The organism is Saccharothrix sp. S26 (assembly GCF_021390395.1).
Lineage (GTDB): Bacteria > Actinomycetota > Actinomycetes > Mycobacteriales > Pseudonocardiaceae > Actinosynnema.
Genome location: NZ_JAJUWT010000016.1, coordinates 207,365 through 223,267, shown reverse-complemented (window position 1 = coordinate 223,267; position 15,903 = coordinate 207,365). Strand labels below are relative to the sequence as shown.

The following is a 15,903-nucleotide window of genomic DNA, read 5'->3' as shown; positions in this document are numbered from 1 at the left end:
GATGAGGCCGAGGGCCACCTCCTACCCCTGGCCCGGCGCACGAGGACCCGCCCGGAGCACGACGGACGGGTCCTCGGTCGCGCCCGCGCCGCGCGCTACAACTTTCGATGCACGGGCGCACGACCAAAGTGGCAGTGGCATTGAATCCGGGCCGGGACGTCCCTTTGATGGCACAGGCCGGCTCCCGAACCTGGAAGGCACTGCCACATGAGCCAACTGCTGCACGTGAACGCCTCGCCGCGAGGCGCGGCGAGCCAGTCGCTCGCCATCGCCGGGGCGTTCCTGTCCGCTTACAAGGACCGCAAGCCGGAGACGAAGGTCGACGTGCTGTCGGTGTTCGACGACGGCCTGCCCGATTTCGGCACCACGGCCGCCGCGGCCAAGATGGCCGCGTTCTCGGGGCAGGAGCAGACCCCCGAGCAAATCGACGTCTGGAGCCAGGCGCGGGCGGTGTTCGACCGGTTCGCCGCGGCCGACGAGTACGTCTTCAACATCCCGATGTGGAACGCGGGCGTGCCGTACGCCCTCAAGCACTGGATCGACGTGGTGACGCAGCCCGGCTGGGTCTTCGGCTTCGACCCCGCCGCCGGGTACAGCGGCCTGATGACCGGGCGCAAGGCGTTCGTCGTCTACTCCAGCGGGGTCTACACCGCGGGCGTGCCGCAGGAGTTCGGCGTGGACTTCCGCAGCACGTTCTTCAACGACTGGCTGCGGTTCGTCGGCATCACCGACGTGACCGAGCTGCACTTCGACGGCAACGGGATGCTCGCCGACCCCGAAAGCGCCCTGGCTGCGGCGGTGGCCAAGGCGGAAGACCTCGCTTCGACGTTCTGACCCGTCTCGACGAAAAGGCCGGCACCCGCGGGTGCCGGCCTTTCCCGGTTTCGCCCCGGTGCCGACTACCACTTTAGGAGAATCGCCGGGGCAATAGGTGGTACGGACCCCGCCGGAAACGCGCACCGCGCTCTAACGTCGTCCCCGGAATGAGCGAAAGGGGACCGACATGACTTCGACCGACAGCCCGGTGCTGCTGCTCAAGTCCGTGGACGACCACCTGGGCCCCGGCGCCACCCGGTTCTTCGGCTCGGGTTACCGCCGGGTGGACTACGCGGTCGGCGGCACCCGCCTGAGCGGCGTGGCCGACGGGCTGGTCTCGACGGTCGAGATCCGCTACCCGGCGGACTGGTCGCGCAAGACCGAGGACGCCGAGCTGCGGCCCCACCTGTCCACCATCGACGTGCTGATCCTCGCGGTGCGGGCGGCCGAGCTGCTGACCGCGCGGCGCAACGACCTCGACCCGGCCGCCCGCGGCCGGACGTGGCTGCGCCGGGTGGACATCAAGGCGCCCGCCAAGCCCGTCGAGGGCAACCTCCTCTCGCTGCCGGTCGCCGCCAAGCACGTCTCGGCCGAGGCCGCGGGCGACGGGCGACGGCTGTCCGCGGTGGACGTCAAGGTCGCCGCCATGCGGGTCCGGGTGCTGCTGGAGCACGACGCGGGCGAGCCCGACCGGCGCGCGGCCGACCTCGACGCCCTGTTCGGCGCGGACTACCCCGGCCTGTACGGCGGTGGTTTCCGCGCGTGGCGGCAGGCGGTCGCGGACGTGGTCGTCGACGTGCCCACCGCGCACGCCACCGCGAACGTCCTGGTGGAGCCGCCGGACGACGCGTTCACCATCGCCGGGGTCGACTCGGCCGCGGGACCCGTCGTGTCGATGATCGACTCGTTCGTGGTGGCCCTCCAGCTGGGCCAGGTGCTGCTGTACGCCATCGACCGCATGGACCGCGCGTCCAGCGACACGCTGTGGATGCGGCACACCACGATCACCGCCTGCCCGCCCGCCGGCCGCCGCGCGGGTGACTGGTTCCCGGCGACCGCCGAGCTGGTCGACCCGGCCCTGCTGGAGACGCCGAACGGCGTCTGGCGCACCGCCACGATCGTCGGCGACAGCCTCGGCGTGCTCACCCGGTGCTCCGTCGCGCACCGGCTCCCCACCTCCACCTGACCCCCAGAACCCGCTCCACCGATCCCGGCTCACCGAGAAGCGAAGGCGGACAACACAATGCGGTTGGGAATCTCCGGAACGTACTCCTCCGGCAAGACCATCACCGGGATGGCGCTGTCGCACTACACCGGCATCCCGCGGACCCGGGCCAAGACCATGCGCGAGATCCTGCCCGAAGCCGCGCCCGGCAAGGCACTGGAGGAGTGCACCGCCGCGGAGCTGCTCCAGATGATCGTCGTGCGGCACGTCGACCGCGCGGTGCACGAGAGCAGGCTGTGGGACGGCTTCATCTCCGACGGCTCGTCGTTGCAGGAGTGGATCTACGGCGCGGTGCGCGTGACCGTCGGCATCAACCCCAACGACTCGGTGCACCTGTCCGACCTGGAGTCGGTCGAGAAGACGCCGGAGCTGGCGTTCTTCGAGGAGGTCATGGCCCAGCTCGGGCACGCGTTCAAGCGGCACGTGAAGGCCACCTTCGACGCGTTCGTGCACCTGCCCAACGAGCTGCCGCTGGCCGAGGACGGCCACCGCCCGGTCAACGAGCGGTTCCGGTCGCTGTCCGACGAGCACCTGCGGGCCACGCTGACCGAGCTGGGCATCCCCTACCACGTCGTCGGCGGCACGCTGCCCGAGCGGCTGCGCCGCATCACCGAGATCTTCGACCTGCCGGTGGCCCGTGACGTCGACAGCGCGATCGCGCTGGCCGAGGCCGAGTACGCGGCGATGGACGTGCGCGTCGAGACCGAGCGCGCCACCGCCTCCGTCTGACCTGCCGAGAACACCCGTCGAAAGGGGACAAGACCGTGGAAACCGTGGTTGACGTGATCCGCACCGCGCTCGTGGAGAAGTACGGGGTGTTCGGCGACGACATGGCCGCCGACGTCACCTTCGACGACCTGGACGTCGACTCGCTGGTGCTGGTCGAGCTGTCCGTGGTGCTGGAGCGCCGCTTCGGCGTGAAGCTGCCCGACGGCGAGCTGACACCGGAGCTGAGCCTGGCCGAGGCCGCGTCGCTGGTCGAGGCCAAGCGGGTCGCGGTGTGAGCGGGCCGGCCGCCGCGTTCTTCGACGTCGACGACACCCTGATCGCGGTCAAGAGCATCTTCCGCTTCCTGGCCTTCCACCTGCGGCTGCGCGGGCGCCCGGGGACCGAGTACGCGGACGTGCGCGAGCGCGTGCGGCGGGCCGGCGAGACCGGGACCCGCACCGCCGCCCTGGCCGAGTACTTCCGGACCTTCGCGGGCACGGGCGAGGCGGAGCTGGCCGGGCACGGGCGGGCGTGGTTCGACGCGGAGCTGCGCGGCGGACGGCTGTTCCACGAGCCGGTGCTCGACCGGCTGCGCGCGCACGCCGCGGCGGGCGAGGCGGTCGTGCTGGTGTCCGGCTCCTTCCCGCCGTGCCTGGACCCGATCGCCGAGCACGTGGGCGCCGACGTGGTGCTGTGCTCACGGCCGGAGGTGCGCGACGGCCGCTACACCGGGTCGATCGCCACGCCGATGATCGGCGCGGCGAAGGCGGCGGCGGTGCGCGACTGCGCCGAGGCCCTCGGCGTGGACCTGGCGGCGTGCTCGGCCTACGGCGACCACGTCAGCGACCTGCCGCTGTTGGACCTGGTGGGACGCCCGGTGGTCGTGGGCGCCGACCCGGCGCTCGTCGCGCACGCCGCGGACCGCGGCTGGCCGGCCCTCGCCGGTGTCGCGGGGTGAGGCCGCCCGGTGGGGTCCATCGCGGTTCACCGCAGCGTCGCGGTGGACCTCACCGGAAACGCCGGCCGCGAGCGGTATCATCGGCATCACGCACAGTGCCGTGCCCTCGACGTGCGGGATGCGGGAACTTGGGGGGATCGAGATGCCGAAGGCACGTGCCGAGGACGTCACCGCCGGTGGCCTGCTCGCCGACCGCCGCGCCGAGATCCTGGCGCGGTTGGAGATCAAGCTGCGCGAGAGCGGGAGCCTGCTCGGCAAGGACCCGGCCGTGCTGCCCGAGTGCCTGTCGCGGGCGGACGCCATCCTCACCGCCACGGTCACCGACCTGGCCCGCTCGGCGCCGCCGGTCCAGCCGCAGCCGCAGGAGCAGTCCGCGCCGCCCGGCGGCACCGGCGTCCTGATGGACGTGGTGCTGGCCGAGCTGCTGCGGGTCGCGGCCGAGCAGCCGCAGCTCGTGCCGGACCTGGCCGCGGTGCTGACCGTGCTGCACCGCAACCTCGCGTCCCAGGTGCACGCCATCGGCGACTCCTACGACAACTCCATCCTGCGCACCGCCGACGAGGCGCGCCGCCGCGAGCGCCGCCAGCTCGCCCGCGAGGTGCACGACCAGCTGGGCCACGAGCTGAGCATCGCCATGCACCAGTTGGAGCTGGGCGAGCTGTACCAGGCGGCCGACGACCGCGCCGCCGCCGCGAAGCGGATCAGCGGCGCGCGGGAGCACCTGTCCGCGGCGTTGTCCATCGTGCGCCAGCTCATCACCGAGTTCTCCGACGGTCCGGCGGCGTTGGACCTGGAGCAGGAGATCGTCGCGTTCGCTGACACGGCGGGCGCGTGGCGGACCGTGGTGCACGTCAAGGTCACCGGCAACCAGCGGCTCGTGCCCGACCGGCACCGCAAGGAGCTGTTCCTGATCCTGCGCGAGGCCCTGCTCAACGTGTTCGCCCACGCGGCGGCGGAGAAGGCCGTGGTGCTGGTGGACATCACCAGTGAGCGGATCACCGCGTCGGTGGAGGACGACGGCATCGGCTTCGACCCGGCGCGCGCGGCGGCACGCCAGGGTTTCGGCCTGGTGTCCATGCGCGAGCGCGCCGGTTCGCTGGGCGGCAGCTGCGTGGTGACCGCGACGGCCACGGGGTCGCGCGTCGACGTCGAGCTGCCGCTGCCGTGACCTCGGCGCACCCCGGCGGGATCACCATCCTGCTCGCCGACGACCACGTGATCCTGCGGGAGATGCTGCGCGAGTCGCTCGACGCCGAACCGGACTTCACCGTCGTCGGCGACGTGGGCGACGGCATGGCGGTGGTGTCGGCGGCCGCCCGGCTGTGCCCCGACGTGGTGCTGCTGGACATCGACATGCCCGGCATCCCGGCGGCGCTGACCGTGCAGCGGTTGCGGGAGGTGGCGCCGCGCACCCGCGTGGTGATCCTGAGCATGTACGACACGCCCGCGTTCGTGCAGGACATGCTCGCCCAGGGCGTGCGCGGCTACCTGAGCAAGGGCGTCAGCAGGCAGCACCTGGTCTCGGTCATCCGCAGCACGGTCCGCGACGACCGGTCGGTGCAGATCTCGGTGTCGCCGGCCGCGGCGGGCATCGACCGGAACGACGACCGCGAGACCCCGCTCTCGCGCCGTGAGCGGGGTCTGCTCGAACTGGTCGCGCAGGCGTTGAGCAACCGCCAGATCGCCGCGCGCCTGGGCATCACCGAGGCCACCGTCAAGCGCCACCTGCACAACATCTTCGCCAAGATCGGTGCGGTGTCGCGCATCGACGCGGTGAACAAGGCCGTCGACGCCGGGCTCATCAGCCCGCCCCAGGCGCACCGCCCCGCCCCGCTCCGCCCACCGCTCGTGGACTGAGCGCCCGCCGGTCCTCCGGCGCCGGGATCAGGCCCGCGGCCACCGCCTTGTTGACCGCGTCGATCCGGGACACCGCGGCCAGCTTGCCGAAGACGTTGCGCAGGTGCCGCTTCACCGTCCCCTCGGTGATGTCCAGCCGGGTCGCGATCTGCCGGTTGCTCATCGCCTGGGCGACCAGCGCCAGCACCTCGCGCTCCCGGGTGGACAGCAGCCCGCCCTCGTCGTCGGTCTCGGTGCTGGGCGTCCACGCCACCGAGACGACGACCCGCCGGGTGTCGGCGCACACCGTGCGGATGGCCGCGGCCAGTTCCTGCCTGCTCACGCTCTTGTGCAGGTAGCCGCGCACGCCCAGCGACAACAGCTCCTGCACCAGCCGCTGCTCGGCGTACATGCTCACGATGAGGACCTGGGCGTCCGGGGCGACCTCGGCGATCCTGCGAACGGTGAACGCCGGGTGGTTGCCCGGCATCCCCACGTCGAGCAGCACCACGTCGGGCTGCGTCCGCTCGGCCATCACCACCGCGCTGGCGCCGTCGTCGGCCTCGCCGACGATCAGGAACCCGGACTCCATCCGGAGCATGTCGCAGACCGCCTCGCGCAGCAGCGTGTGGTCGTCGGCGACGACGATCCGGATCGGCGTGCGGTCATGCACCGATGGCATGTCCCGCCTCCATCAAGGGGATCGTGACCTCCAGGCGGGTGCCCGCGCCGCGGGCGCTGGTGATGGTCAGCTCGCCGCCGAGCAGCGTGGTGCGCTCGGTCATCGAGGCGAGCCCGTGCCCGGCGGCGCGGCGGCGGCGGTCGAACCCGGCGCCGTTGTCCTCGACCACGGCGACCACCCGCCACGGCGTGATCGTGACGAGCGCGGAGATCCGCGAGGCGCCCGCGTGCTGGAGCGCGTTGCGCAGCGCTTCGCGGACGACCGTGTAGAGCTCGCCCGCCACGTCGTGCGACAGCCGGTTCTCGTCGCCCTCCACGACGACGTCCACTTCGGTGGAGGGCGAGTCGGCCGAGGCGACGAACGCCTCCAGCGCTTCCCGCAGCCCGGTGACCGGCACCCGTGCCCGCAAGCCGGCGATCAGCCTGCGGGTGGTGTCCAGCGTCTCGGTGAGCACCAGGCGGGCTCGCGCGACGCGGTCCCGCGCGATGCCGCAGCCCTCCGAGTGCAGGACCTCGTACAGCTCCAGTTGCCGGTGCGCCAGGCTCACGCCGTTGCCCACGTGGTCGTGGATCTCGCGGGCGAGGGTGTGCACGCCGTCGGCCTGGGCGCGCTGGAACCGATCGAACAGGAACCGGTCGTAGGCGATGGACGCCACGTGCATCCGCAGCGAGATCGACTGGTTGAGGGTGAGCACCGCCGTGCAGAGCAGGGGCACGGCGGCCGGGTCGTCGGCGCAGATCTCTTGCAGCGTCCGCACGGTCAGCTCGATCAGCACGGCCGCGGCCCGCAGCGACTCGACCGGGTGCACGTTGCCCGCCGCCCGCCGGGCGCCGATCTCCGAGGCCATCGCCCAGGCGTCCTCGCAGCTCACCACCCGGCCCTCGCGCATACCGGCGGCGCACTCGTCCAGGATCGACCTGGCGTGCTCGACGCAGCTGCGCAACGTCTCCTCGTCCTCGGCCAGGGCGGAGTGCATCGCCCGCAGCCTCGCGCCGTACTCCTCCAACAGCGCGTCGCGACGGCCGACGAACCGTGCCCAGGCCGGCATCGCCTCCGCGCCGTCTCCGACGTCACACCGCTCGGGTAACCACCCTCGGTCCGAGGCGCTCCCCGTCACCTTGCTTGTCATGCTTTCTCCGTCACGTCTCGGTCGACAGTTCCCAGGACCACTCGACCGCACTCGCGGGTGCGGGACCGGAATGGCTGCCCACTGCTCATCGGCGGGGAATGGGCGTCATTCCGTCAGGACGGTTCGGCGACTCCGGAGGAATGGACGGATATGCCACGTCGCAGTGAATCAGCGCACATCGCGCGGGCCGTTGTCGCCTGGGCCGCGCCACCTCGGGCGACCAGGACATCGACGTCCCCGTGCGGGCGACGCCCGGTGCGGGACCCGACGGGCCCCGACGGAAACCGGACTATTGCGGGCCGCGTCGCCCGGTGCCGGTGCGCACGATGGCCGCCGAATCGCTAACCGCCTGCAGCGGAGCAGCAATGTGGCCCCCTGTCTTCCCCCAGAAGCGGTCCCGACGAGATCGACCCGGATCGCGCCAGGTACCCGGCCTGGCGTTGACATTAGCACGGCTCAAGCACGAGTCAACGTCTCCGGGCAAGACCCCGAAGCCATCTCGCAACGTGGGCCTTTTAGGGGTGGGAATGAATTGCCGCTAGATGCGACCAGAAGGCGGACGCGGTTGCGCGAAAGGGGCCCGTGAACCACGCGCGGGCCGTCGTTGGGCGAGATGTCCGAATTCGGCGGGTATTGTTAAGACGTCGTTTCGCCGACACCGCGCGAGGTGACGGACGGCGGCGGTGCGGACCTCGTCGACCCACGGCCCGCACCGCCCGGATCACGTCACCTCCCGTCCCGTCGCGCGGGGCCACCGCCGCCGGGAGGGACCGCGCTCAGCGGTCGATCAACCGGACGGCGAGCACGGCCACGGCGACGATGTGCGCGGCGTGTTGCGTGCGCATGAAGACCCGGTACGGGCTGCCGCCGACCCGGGCCGCGAGGCACAGCGCGCCCGCCAGCACGACTCCCGCCGGGAGGACCAGCACGGGCAGCCGCCACAGCACCACCAGGAAGAACCCGACCCCGACCAGCAGGGCGTTGCCGACGACCACGAGCCGCGCCCGGCACGGCCCCCAGCGCACGGCCAACGTGCGACGCCCGGCGGCCCGGTCGCCGCGGGTGTCGGCCAGGTCCTTGGCCAGCGCGCCGACGCCCGCCATCCAGCACGACAGCGCCACCGCGGGCACCAGCATCGGGCCGACCTCGCCGCCGCCACCGGCGCAGAAGCCCGCCAGGTACGTCACGACCCCGCCGACCAGCACGACCGCCACGGTGCCGAGCACCGACCGCTTCACCGCGACCGGCGGCACCGAGTAGGCGCACCCGAGCACCAGGAACGTCGCGGTCAGCAGTAGGAACCGGGGGCCGACCAGGAGCGCGCCCACCACGGCCGCCAGCGCCGCGGCGGCGGCGACCCGGATCGCCGCCGCCGCGGCCAGCGTGCCCGCCGGGATGGGCCTGGTCGGTTTGTTGATCGAGTCCTCGACCGCGTCGCTGACCCCGTTGACCAGGTAGACCGCCAGCACCGCGCCCGCCCACGCCGACGCGCCCAGCAGCAGGCGTCGCGGGTCGACCACACCCGCCATGAGCCCGCCCACGGCGAACCGCAGCGCGAACACGGCCTGCACCTCGGGCCGCGCCTGGACCCAGCACATCCGCAGCACGGTCACCGCGCCGCGCGCCGCGCCCCATGCGCTCATGGGCTCCCGGGCGGGCGCCGGGACGGGCGCCGGGTCAAGGGCGCGCCGGACCGCTGCCCGCGCCGGTCGCCTCGATCGCCGCCGCGATGGCGTCCAGCTCCTGCGGCGAGAGCTCCAGCGACGCCGCGTCGATCCAGTCGTGCAGCTGCTCCGGGCGACGCGCGCCGACGATGGCGCCGGTGACACCGCGCACGGACAGCGCCCAGGCGATGGCGACGCTGGCCACCGTGGTGCCGCGACCGGCGGCGATGGGCCGCAGGGCGTCGACCAGGGCCAGGTTGCGGTCCAGGTTCGTGGTGAAGTCCGGCGAGCCGCGCCGCCAGTCGCCGGCGGGCAGCGACTCGGCGCGTTCCCGGGAGAACGCACCGGTCAGCAGGCCCGAGTGCAGCGGCTGGTAGACGATCGTGCCCGTGCCGTGGTCCGCGCACCACGCCAGCTCGGGCACGGCGTCGCGCTGCAACAGCGAGAACGGCGGCTGGAGGGTCTCCACGTGCGCGATGGCCTCGGCTTCGGCGAGCTGGGCGACGTCGTGGTTGGACAGGCCGATGGCCCGCACCAGACCTTCCCGCTTCAGGTCCGCCATGGTCTGCCAGTACTCGGCCAACGGGGTCGCCCACCGCTCGACCAGCGGGTCCGGCCCGTCCCCCGGCACGGCCAGCGCGCCGTCACCGGGCCAGTGGACCTGGAGCAGGTCGATCCGGTCGACCCCGAGCCTGCGCAGCGACGCCTCGACGTCGCGGCGGACGTACTCGGCGCGCATCACCTTGCGCGGCGAGCCGGCGAGGTCCTCGGTGTCGGTCCACACCAGGCCGACCTTGGTGAACACCAGCGGCCGGTCGGCCTCCGGCAGCTGCGAGAGCGCCTTGCCGACCACTTCCTCGGAGTGCCCGATGCCGTAGGCGGGCGCGGTGTCGATCCAGTTCACGCCGCGCTCGACCAGCGCGAGGATGGTGGCGACGGAATCGGCGTCGTCCTGCGGTCCCCACCCGAACTTCCAGTCGCTGCCGCCTGCCGCCCAGGCGCCGAAGCCGATCCTGCTGATCTCCATCCCGGTGGTGCCCAGCGGGGTGGTGACTGTCATATCGTCTCTCCTTGACCGCACAGGTGTCGAGGTGCATTAGAGGCGCATTGGGGCCGGCCCAGACCACTGTTCCACGGGTGCCCGGCGGCGGTCGACCACCGGTCCCTACACCTTTGGTGCAGTCACTACTACTTTGGTTGTAGTCGGCCCGAACTTCGGGTGCAGTCAGCATCCCACACGGCCCGCCCGGCACTAGCCTCGTGCACGAAAATGCCTCGGAAATGCAGGACAAAGCCGATTCGAGCGGCACAGCCGACTGCACGACGGGCAACGTGATGAAAGGCCGTGAGATGTCGACTGTTGACGGAGCGCCGGCGACCACATCGCCCCCGGTGATGACGAGCCGCCAAAAAGTTATTCTCGTGCTGTTGCTCGGCGCCCAGTTCATGGTGTCCGCCGACTTCTCCATCCTCAACGTGGCCATTCCGGTGATCGGCAACGGCCTCGGTTTCGAGCTGGAGAACTTCCAGTGGATCGCCACGTCGTTCGCGCTGGCGTCCGCCGGGTTCACCCTGGTGTTCGGCCGGATCGCCGACCTGGCCGGCCGCCGGCGCATGCTGATCGTGGGCATGGTGCTGCTGGTGGCGGCCTCGTTGCTGGGCGGCCTGGCCACCACGCCCACGCTGCTGATCGTGGCGCGGGTGGCGCAGGGCCTGGCCACGGGCATCGTGATCCCGTCGGCCATGTCCCTGTTGACGACGTCGTTCCCGGAGGGCCCGTTGCGCGACCGCGCGTTGGGCCTCAACGGCGCGCTGCTGTCCGCGGGCTTCACCGCGGGCGCGGTCCTGGGCGGCGTGCTCACCGGCGTCGCGAGCTGGCGCTGGGCGTTCCTGATCAACGTGCCGGTCGGCCTGATCGTGGTCGCCCTGGCCCCGGTCGTGCTGACGGAGAGCAAGCCGACGCAGCGCGCCAAGCTCGACGTGCCGGGCGCGGTCACCGTCAGCCTCGGCCTGGTCGCGCTGGTCTACGGCATCTCCAAGCAGGGCGAGGACGGCTGGGGCGACCCGGTCGGCCTGCTCTCGCTGGCGGTGGCCGCGGTGCTGCTGGTGGCGTTCGTGTTCATCGAGCTGCGGGTGGCGTCGCCGCTGGCGTCGATGCGGATCCTGGTGCGGCCGACGGTCAGCTGGGGCAACTTCGGCGGCCTGATCAGCTTCACCATGGAGACCTCGGCGATCTTCCTGATGACGCTGTACCTGCAGGAGGTGCTGGGGTACTCGGCGCTGGCCGCGGGCCTGGTGTTCGCGGTGCTGGGCGCGGCGGCGTTCCTCGGCGGCATCCTGGCGCCGCGCATCATCGCCAAGATCGGCAGCCCGGCCGCCCTGGTGACGGGTCTGCTCATCCAGGGCATCCTGACCGCGGCGCTGTTCCTGGTCGACCGCGACCCGGGCAGCGTGGTGCTGGTCATCGTGGCCACCTCGGTCGCCGGTTTCGGCCACATGCTCGCGATCGTGGCCTACATGGTGACCGCCACCTCGGGCCTGCCCGACGACGAGCAGGGCCTGGCCACCGGGCTGACGTCGATGACGCAGCAGGTCGGCATCACCATCGGCATCCCGATCCTGAGCGCCATCGCGTCCAGCCGCATCCACCTGCTGGAGGGCTCGTCGAGCCGCCAGGACGCGGTGCTGGGCGGTGTGACGACGGCCGTGCTGGTCGACGCCGCGATCGTGGTGGCCGGCGCGCTGCTGGTGGCGCTGTTCCTGCGCAAGTCGCGCCTGGTGTCGGCGCCGGCGGCGATGCCGGTGGCCGAGCCGTCCGCGTCCTGACCGACCGCCCGGACACCCGGGCAACGCACGCCGAAAGGGCCCCGGCCGGGGCCCTTTCGCGCGTTCGCCCAACGGCGCGAATACCACTTTCGATCGCGGTGCGTTCTTTGGAGACACAACCCGGTTCAACCCTCTGACCTGCGCTTAATGTCGATTTCGGCAACGCGGTTCGCGCGTTGGGCCGACCACGTGGATCGAAGCGAGGTGGAGATGTTGTCGTCAGCGAACACCCCGACGGCCGACGGACCCGTCACCGACCGCGCGAGGGGCGACCGGTGAGCCGCGCGGCCGTCGTCCGCGGCCTGGGCGCCGTGGTGCCGCCCGACGCGGTCACCAACGCGATGCTGGCCGAGCGGCTGGACACGTCCGACGAGTGGATCCGCACCCGCACGGGCATCGGTCAGCGCCACGTCGTCGCACCCGGTGTGGCGACCAGCGATCTGGCCGTCGACGCGGGCTCGCGCGCCCTCAAGGCCGCCGACGTCGACCGGGTGGACCTCGTCGTGGTGGCCACCACCACCCCGGACCACCCCTGCCCGGCCACCGCGCCGTCGGTGGCGGCCCGGCTGGGGCTGGGCCACGTGCCCGCCTACGACCTGGCCGCGGTGTGCACGGGCTTCGTCTACGCACTGGCCGCCGGCGCGGGCGCGGTGGCCTCCGGCCAGGCGCGGTCGGTGCTGGTGATCGGCGCGGAGACCTACAGCTCGATCCTCGACCCCACCGACCGCACCACGTCGGTGATCTTCGGTGACGGCGCGGGCGCGGTGGTGCTCGGCGCGGGCGAGCCCGACGAGCCCGGCGCGCTGCTGGAATTCGACCTGGGCAGCGACGGGAACCTGGCCGACGTGATCATGATCCCCGGCGGCGGGTCGCGCCAGCGCTCCGGCGGCGCCCCCGCCGACCCGGCCGACGCCTACTTCCGGATGGACGGCAAGCGCGTGTTCCGCGCCGCGGTCCAGCGCATGGCCGGTTCGGCGGGCGTCGTGCTGGAGCGCGCCGGGTGGCGGGTGGACGAGGTCGACCGGTTCGTCGGCCACCAGGCCAACGTGCGCATCCTGCGCGCGGTCGCCGAGGAGCTGGGGCTGCCGCCCGACCGGCTCGTGGTCAACCTCGACAAGGTCGGCAACACCTCCGCCGCCTCGATCCCCCTCGCCCTGGCCGACGCGGCGCAGAACGACGGGCTGCGCAGCGGCGACCGGGTGGTGCTCGCGGCGTTCGGCGGTGGCGTCACCTGGGGCGCGTGCGCCTTGGTGTGGCCCGACATCGCGGTTTTCTAGGAAGGAGTCATGCGGATGGCTGAGCGGGCGGGCGAGCCCGACGTACTGGTGGTCGGCGGCGGCGCGGTGGGCACCATGCTGGCCTGCGACCTGTTGCAGCAAGGCGTGTCCGTGCGCGTGGTCGACCGCAAGGAGGTGGTGGACAACGGCGACCCGCACTCGCGCGCGGTGCTGATCTGGCCGCGCATGTTGGAGCTGCTGCACCGCATCGGCGTGGTGGACGACCTGGTGTCCTTGGGTTTCCGGATCACCGGGGTCGGATACTTCTCGGGCGGGCGGCGGCTCGGCACCGTGCCGATGGACCGGCTGGGCACGGCCTTGCCGTTCACGCTTTCCCTGCCGCAGCGCGACATCGAGCGCGTGCTGCGGGCCCGCTTCGCCGAACTGGGCGGCGAGTACGAGCTGGGCACCACGCTGGAGGCCATCGACCCGCACGGCCCCGAGGTCGAGCTGCGCGGTCCGGACGGCGTGCTGAGCACCGCACGGCCGAAGTGGGTGATCGGTTCGGACGGCGTGGGCAGCACCACCCGGCGGCTGCTCCGGGTGCCCTACCCCGGCAAGCCGTTCGAGCTGGGCATCTCGATCGGCGACTTCCCGGTCACCGGGCCGCTGGGCACCGAGGTGGAGTACCACTACTCGCGCCACGGGTTGCTGCCGATGATCCCGATGACCGACGGCGTCGGCCGGATGGCGTCGATCGTGCCGCCGGTGGGCGACGGCTGGGAGTCGTTCACCCGCGAGCAGCTCCAGGAGATCGTGAACAAGCGGGCGAGCCTGCCCTACCGGATCGGCGAGCCCAAGTGGATCCGGACCTTCCAGCCGCGGCCGGGCATCGCCGAGCGGTTCCGGATCGGCCGCACCTTCCTGGTCGGCGACTCCGCGCACTGCGTGGTGCCGCTGGGCGGGCAAGGGCTGAACCTGGGCATCCAGGACGCGTTCAACCTGGGGTGGAAGCTCGGCGGGGTGATCCGGGGCCGGCTGCCCGAGCCGATCCTGGACACCTACGAGTCGGAGCGCCGCCGGGCGGCCCAGCAGGTGACCGCGGTGGTGGACAAGCAGATCCTGGCGGCCAAGCAGGTGAAACCGCTGCCGAGCCTGGTGCGCGACGTCGTGGTGGACGCCATGCGGGTGACCGGGATGCTGGACCGGGTGGTCGCGCCGCTGATCGGCGGGGTCGGCCTCGCGTACGGCAAGCCCCAGCGGAGGTCGTTGCTGCGCCCGCAACCCCGCCGGGTCCGCCCCGGCCAGCGGGTGCCGTTCCACTCGACCGCCGGGCCGCGGACCGCACGGGGGCTGCTCGACCCCGAGCGGTTCACCGCGCTGCTGTGGCCGGGCGCCGAGACGCCGGGCACCTGGGCCGACGACCGGACCCGGGTGGCCGCCCTGCTCGACGCGGCCGCCGTGCGCGACCTGGCGGAGCTGGCACCCCGTGAACGCACCGCGCTGGTGCCGGTGCTCGGTCGGCGACCCGTCGTCGCGCTCGTGCGCCCCGACGGGCACTTGGCCGAGCTGGCGCCCGTCTCCCGGCCGCACGCGGTCTTGTCGTTCCTCGCCACCACGACCGCCTCGGGCCGGACGTCCGACCCGGCCACCCTGTCGGCCGGCTGACCGCGCGGCGCGGTGCGGCGGTCCGCCACGCGCGGTCCGCCGCACCGGCGCGGGCGGCCACGAGGTGCACCTTTCGATGCCCGGCGCTCATACTTCCGATGTAGTCGCCGTGTCCGCGCCTTCCGCGCCAGTAACGTTCGTCGTATTGGTGAATCACGGCACATAAGGACTTTGCATGACCCCGTCGAACCCACTGCGGCGGCTCGACCGGCCGTCCGGCCAACTGACCCTGGGCATCGACCTGCCCCTGGACAACGACTTCACCTCGGTCCGGCGGCGCGGCGTGCCGGACCTGACCCGGCACGCGGAGCTGGCGGCGCTCGCCGACCGGCTCGGCTTCGCCGCCCTGTGGGTGCGCGACGTGCCCGTGCACGACCCGGTCCGCTTCGGTGACGCCGGCACCGTCTTCGAGACCTTCACCCACCTCGGCCACCTGGCCGCGACCACCAGCGGCGCGGTGCTCGGCACGGCCGCCGTGGCGCTGCCGCTGCGCAACCCCTTGCTGGTGGCCAAGGCCGCCGCGACGGTCGACGTGCTCAGCGGCGGCCGGTTCGTGCTGGGCCTGGCCAGCGGGGACCGGCCGGTGGAGTACCCGCTGTTCGGCGTGGACTTCGACCGCCGGGACCAGATCTTCCGCAGCGCCGTGGACACCCTGCGCGCCGCCTGGGCCACGCCCGCGCCCGGCGCCGGGATCGACGCGCCCGAGCTGGGCGTGCACCCGGACCTCGCGCTGGACGTGCTGCCCAAACCCGTCGCCGGCACGGTGCCGCTGGTCGTGGCCGGACGCGCCCGGCAGTCGCTGGACTGGATCGCCCGGCACGCCGACGGCTGGTTCAACTACCCGCGTGACGCCACGGCCCTGGCCGGGCAGATCGCGCAGTGGCACGCGTCCACCGACGAGGTGGGCACCCGCAAGCCGTACCTGATGCCGATGATGCTGGACCTGGCCGAGGACCGCACCACCGGCCCGTCACCGATCTTCCACGGCCTGCGGCTGGGCGGCGAGGCGTTCCTGGAGCACCTCGGCCGGCTCGACGAGCTCGGCGTGAGCCACCTGTCGTTGAGCCTGCGCAGCAGCACCCGGCCCATCGACGAAGTGCTGCACGAACTCGCGGAGACGGTGTTGCCGCAGTTCCCGCGGCTGCCGGTGGGCGCGTCCGCTGCCTCCTGAGGA

The 15,903-nt window shown here is 72.6% G+C and carries 15 protein-coding genes; 11 read left to right on the top strand and 4 right to left on the bottom strand.

Annotated elements, in window-relative coordinates; all coding sequences use genetic code 11:
• Window positions 1–207 precede the first annotated feature (207 nt).
• The 7 genes from LZG04_RS25955 (at window position 208) to LZG04_RS25925 (ending at window position 5,564) form a co-directional block, all read left to right on the top strand.
• Complete coding sequence (locus tag LZG04_RS25955) at window positions 208–834, top strand: FMN-dependent NADH-azoreductase (protein WP_233821388.1); 627 nt, start codon at window positions 208–210, stop codon at window positions 832–834.
• Window positions 835–1,003: 169 nt separating this feature from the next.
• Complete coding sequence (locus LZG04_RS25950; RefSeq protein WP_233821386.1) at window positions 1,004–2,002, top strand: AvrD family protein; 999 nt, start codon at window positions 1,004–1,006, stop codon at window positions 2,000–2,002.
• A gap of 63 nt (window positions 2,003–2,065) precedes the next feature.
• Entirely contained in the window at window positions 2,066–2,770 is a 705-nt protein-coding gene (locus LZG04_RS25945) for an AAA family ATPase (protein WP_233821384.1), read from the top strand.
• Window positions 2,771–2,805: 35 nt separating this feature from the next.
• Window positions 2,806–3,045: a phosphopantetheine-binding protein gene (locus tag LZG04_RS25940; RefSeq protein WP_233821381.1), complete on the top strand. Its 240-nt coding sequence runs from the start codon at window positions 2,806–2,808 to the stop codon at window positions 3,043–3,045.
• On the top strand, window positions 3,042–3,707 hold the full coding sequence (locus LZG04_RS25935; protein WP_233821379.1) for an HAD family phosphatase: 666 nt from the start codon (window positions 3,042–3,044) through the stop codon (window positions 3,705–3,707). The genes LZG04_RS25940 and LZG04_RS25935 overlap by 4 nt, the downstream gene beginning before the upstream one ends.
• A gap of 142 nt (window positions 3,708–3,849) precedes the next feature.
• The gene (locus tag LZG04_RS25930) at window positions 3,850–4,875 is read left to right on the top strand and encodes a sensor histidine kinase (protein WP_233821377.1); all 1,026 of its coding nucleotides are present in this window, start codon (window positions 3,850–3,852) and stop codon (window positions 4,873–4,875) included.
• Window positions 4,872–5,564, top strand: coding sequence for a response regulator transcription factor (locus tag LZG04_RS25925; RefSeq protein WP_233821375.1), 693 nt, complete (start codon window positions 4,872–4,874; stop codon window positions 5,562–5,564). Before LZG04_RS25930 ends, LZG04_RS25925 begins: the two co-directional genes overlap by 4 nt.
• On the opposite strand, the gene LZG04_RS25920 is transcribed toward LZG04_RS25925, so the two are convergent.
• From LZG04_RS25920 to LZG04_RS25905, 4 genes are all read right to left on the bottom strand, one after another.
• Complete coding sequence (locus LZG04_RS25920) at window positions 5,509–6,225, bottom strand: response regulator transcription factor (RefSeq protein ID WP_233821373.1); 717 nt, start codon at window positions 6,223–6,225, stop codon at window positions 5,509–5,511. The genes LZG04_RS25925 and LZG04_RS25920 overlap by 56 nt on opposite strands.
• Window positions 6,209–7,273, bottom strand: coding sequence for a sensor histidine kinase (locus LZG04_RS25915; RefSeq protein WP_233821370.1), 1,065 nt, complete (start codon window positions 7,271–7,273; stop codon window positions 6,209–6,211). The genes LZG04_RS25920 and LZG04_RS25915 overlap by 17 nt, the downstream gene beginning before the upstream one ends.
• A gap of 857 nt (window positions 7,274–8,130) precedes the next feature.
• The gene (locus tag LZG04_RS25910) at window positions 8,131–8,997 is read right to left on the bottom strand and encodes a UbiA family prenyltransferase (RefSeq protein WP_233821368.1); all 867 of its coding nucleotides are present in this window, start codon (window positions 8,995–8,997) and stop codon (window positions 8,131–8,133) included.
• 34 nt (window positions 8,998–9,031) lie between these two features.
• A complete protein-coding gene (locus tag LZG04_RS25905; RefSeq protein WP_233821365.1) occupies window positions 9,032–10,078 on the bottom strand; it encodes an aldo/keto reductase in 1,047 nt (348 codons plus the stop codon).
• 362 nt (window positions 10,079–10,440) lie between these two features.
• Between LZG04_RS25905 and LZG04_RS25900 the strand changes: the two genes are divergently transcribed.
• The 4 genes from LZG04_RS25900 to LZG04_RS25885 all read left to right on the top strand — a co-directional run bounded on the left by LZG04_RS25900 (window position 10,441) and on the right by LZG04_RS25885 (window position 15,900).
• On the top strand, window positions 10,441–11,844 hold the full coding sequence (locus tag LZG04_RS25900) for an MFS transporter (protein ID WP_233821363.1): 1,404 nt from the start codon (window positions 10,441–10,443) through the stop codon (window positions 11,842–11,844).
• A 275-nt stretch (window positions 11,845–12,119) separates the two neighbouring features.
• Window positions 12,120–13,121 carry a beta-ketoacyl-ACP synthase III gene (locus tag LZG04_RS25895; RefSeq protein ID WP_308199310.1) on the top strand — a complete coding sequence of 334 codons (1,002 nt, stop codon included), beginning with the start codon at window positions 12,120–12,122 and terminating at the stop codon, window positions 13,119–13,121.
• A gap of 15 nt (window positions 13,122–13,136) precedes the next feature.
• Window positions 13,137–14,729, top strand: a complete 1,593-nt coding sequence (locus LZG04_RS25890) for an FAD-dependent monooxygenase (RefSeq protein WP_233821361.1) — start codon at window positions 13,137–13,139, stop codon at window positions 14,727–14,729.
• A 175-nt stretch (window positions 14,730–14,904) separates the two neighbouring features.
• The gene (locus LZG04_RS25885; RefSeq protein ID WP_233821359.1) at window positions 14,905–15,900 is read left to right on the top strand and encodes a TIGR03571 family LLM class oxidoreductase; all 996 of its coding nucleotides are present in this window, start codon (window positions 14,905–14,907) and stop codon (window positions 15,898–15,900) included.
• The last annotated feature ends 3 nt before the right edge of the window (window positions 15,901–15,903 follow it).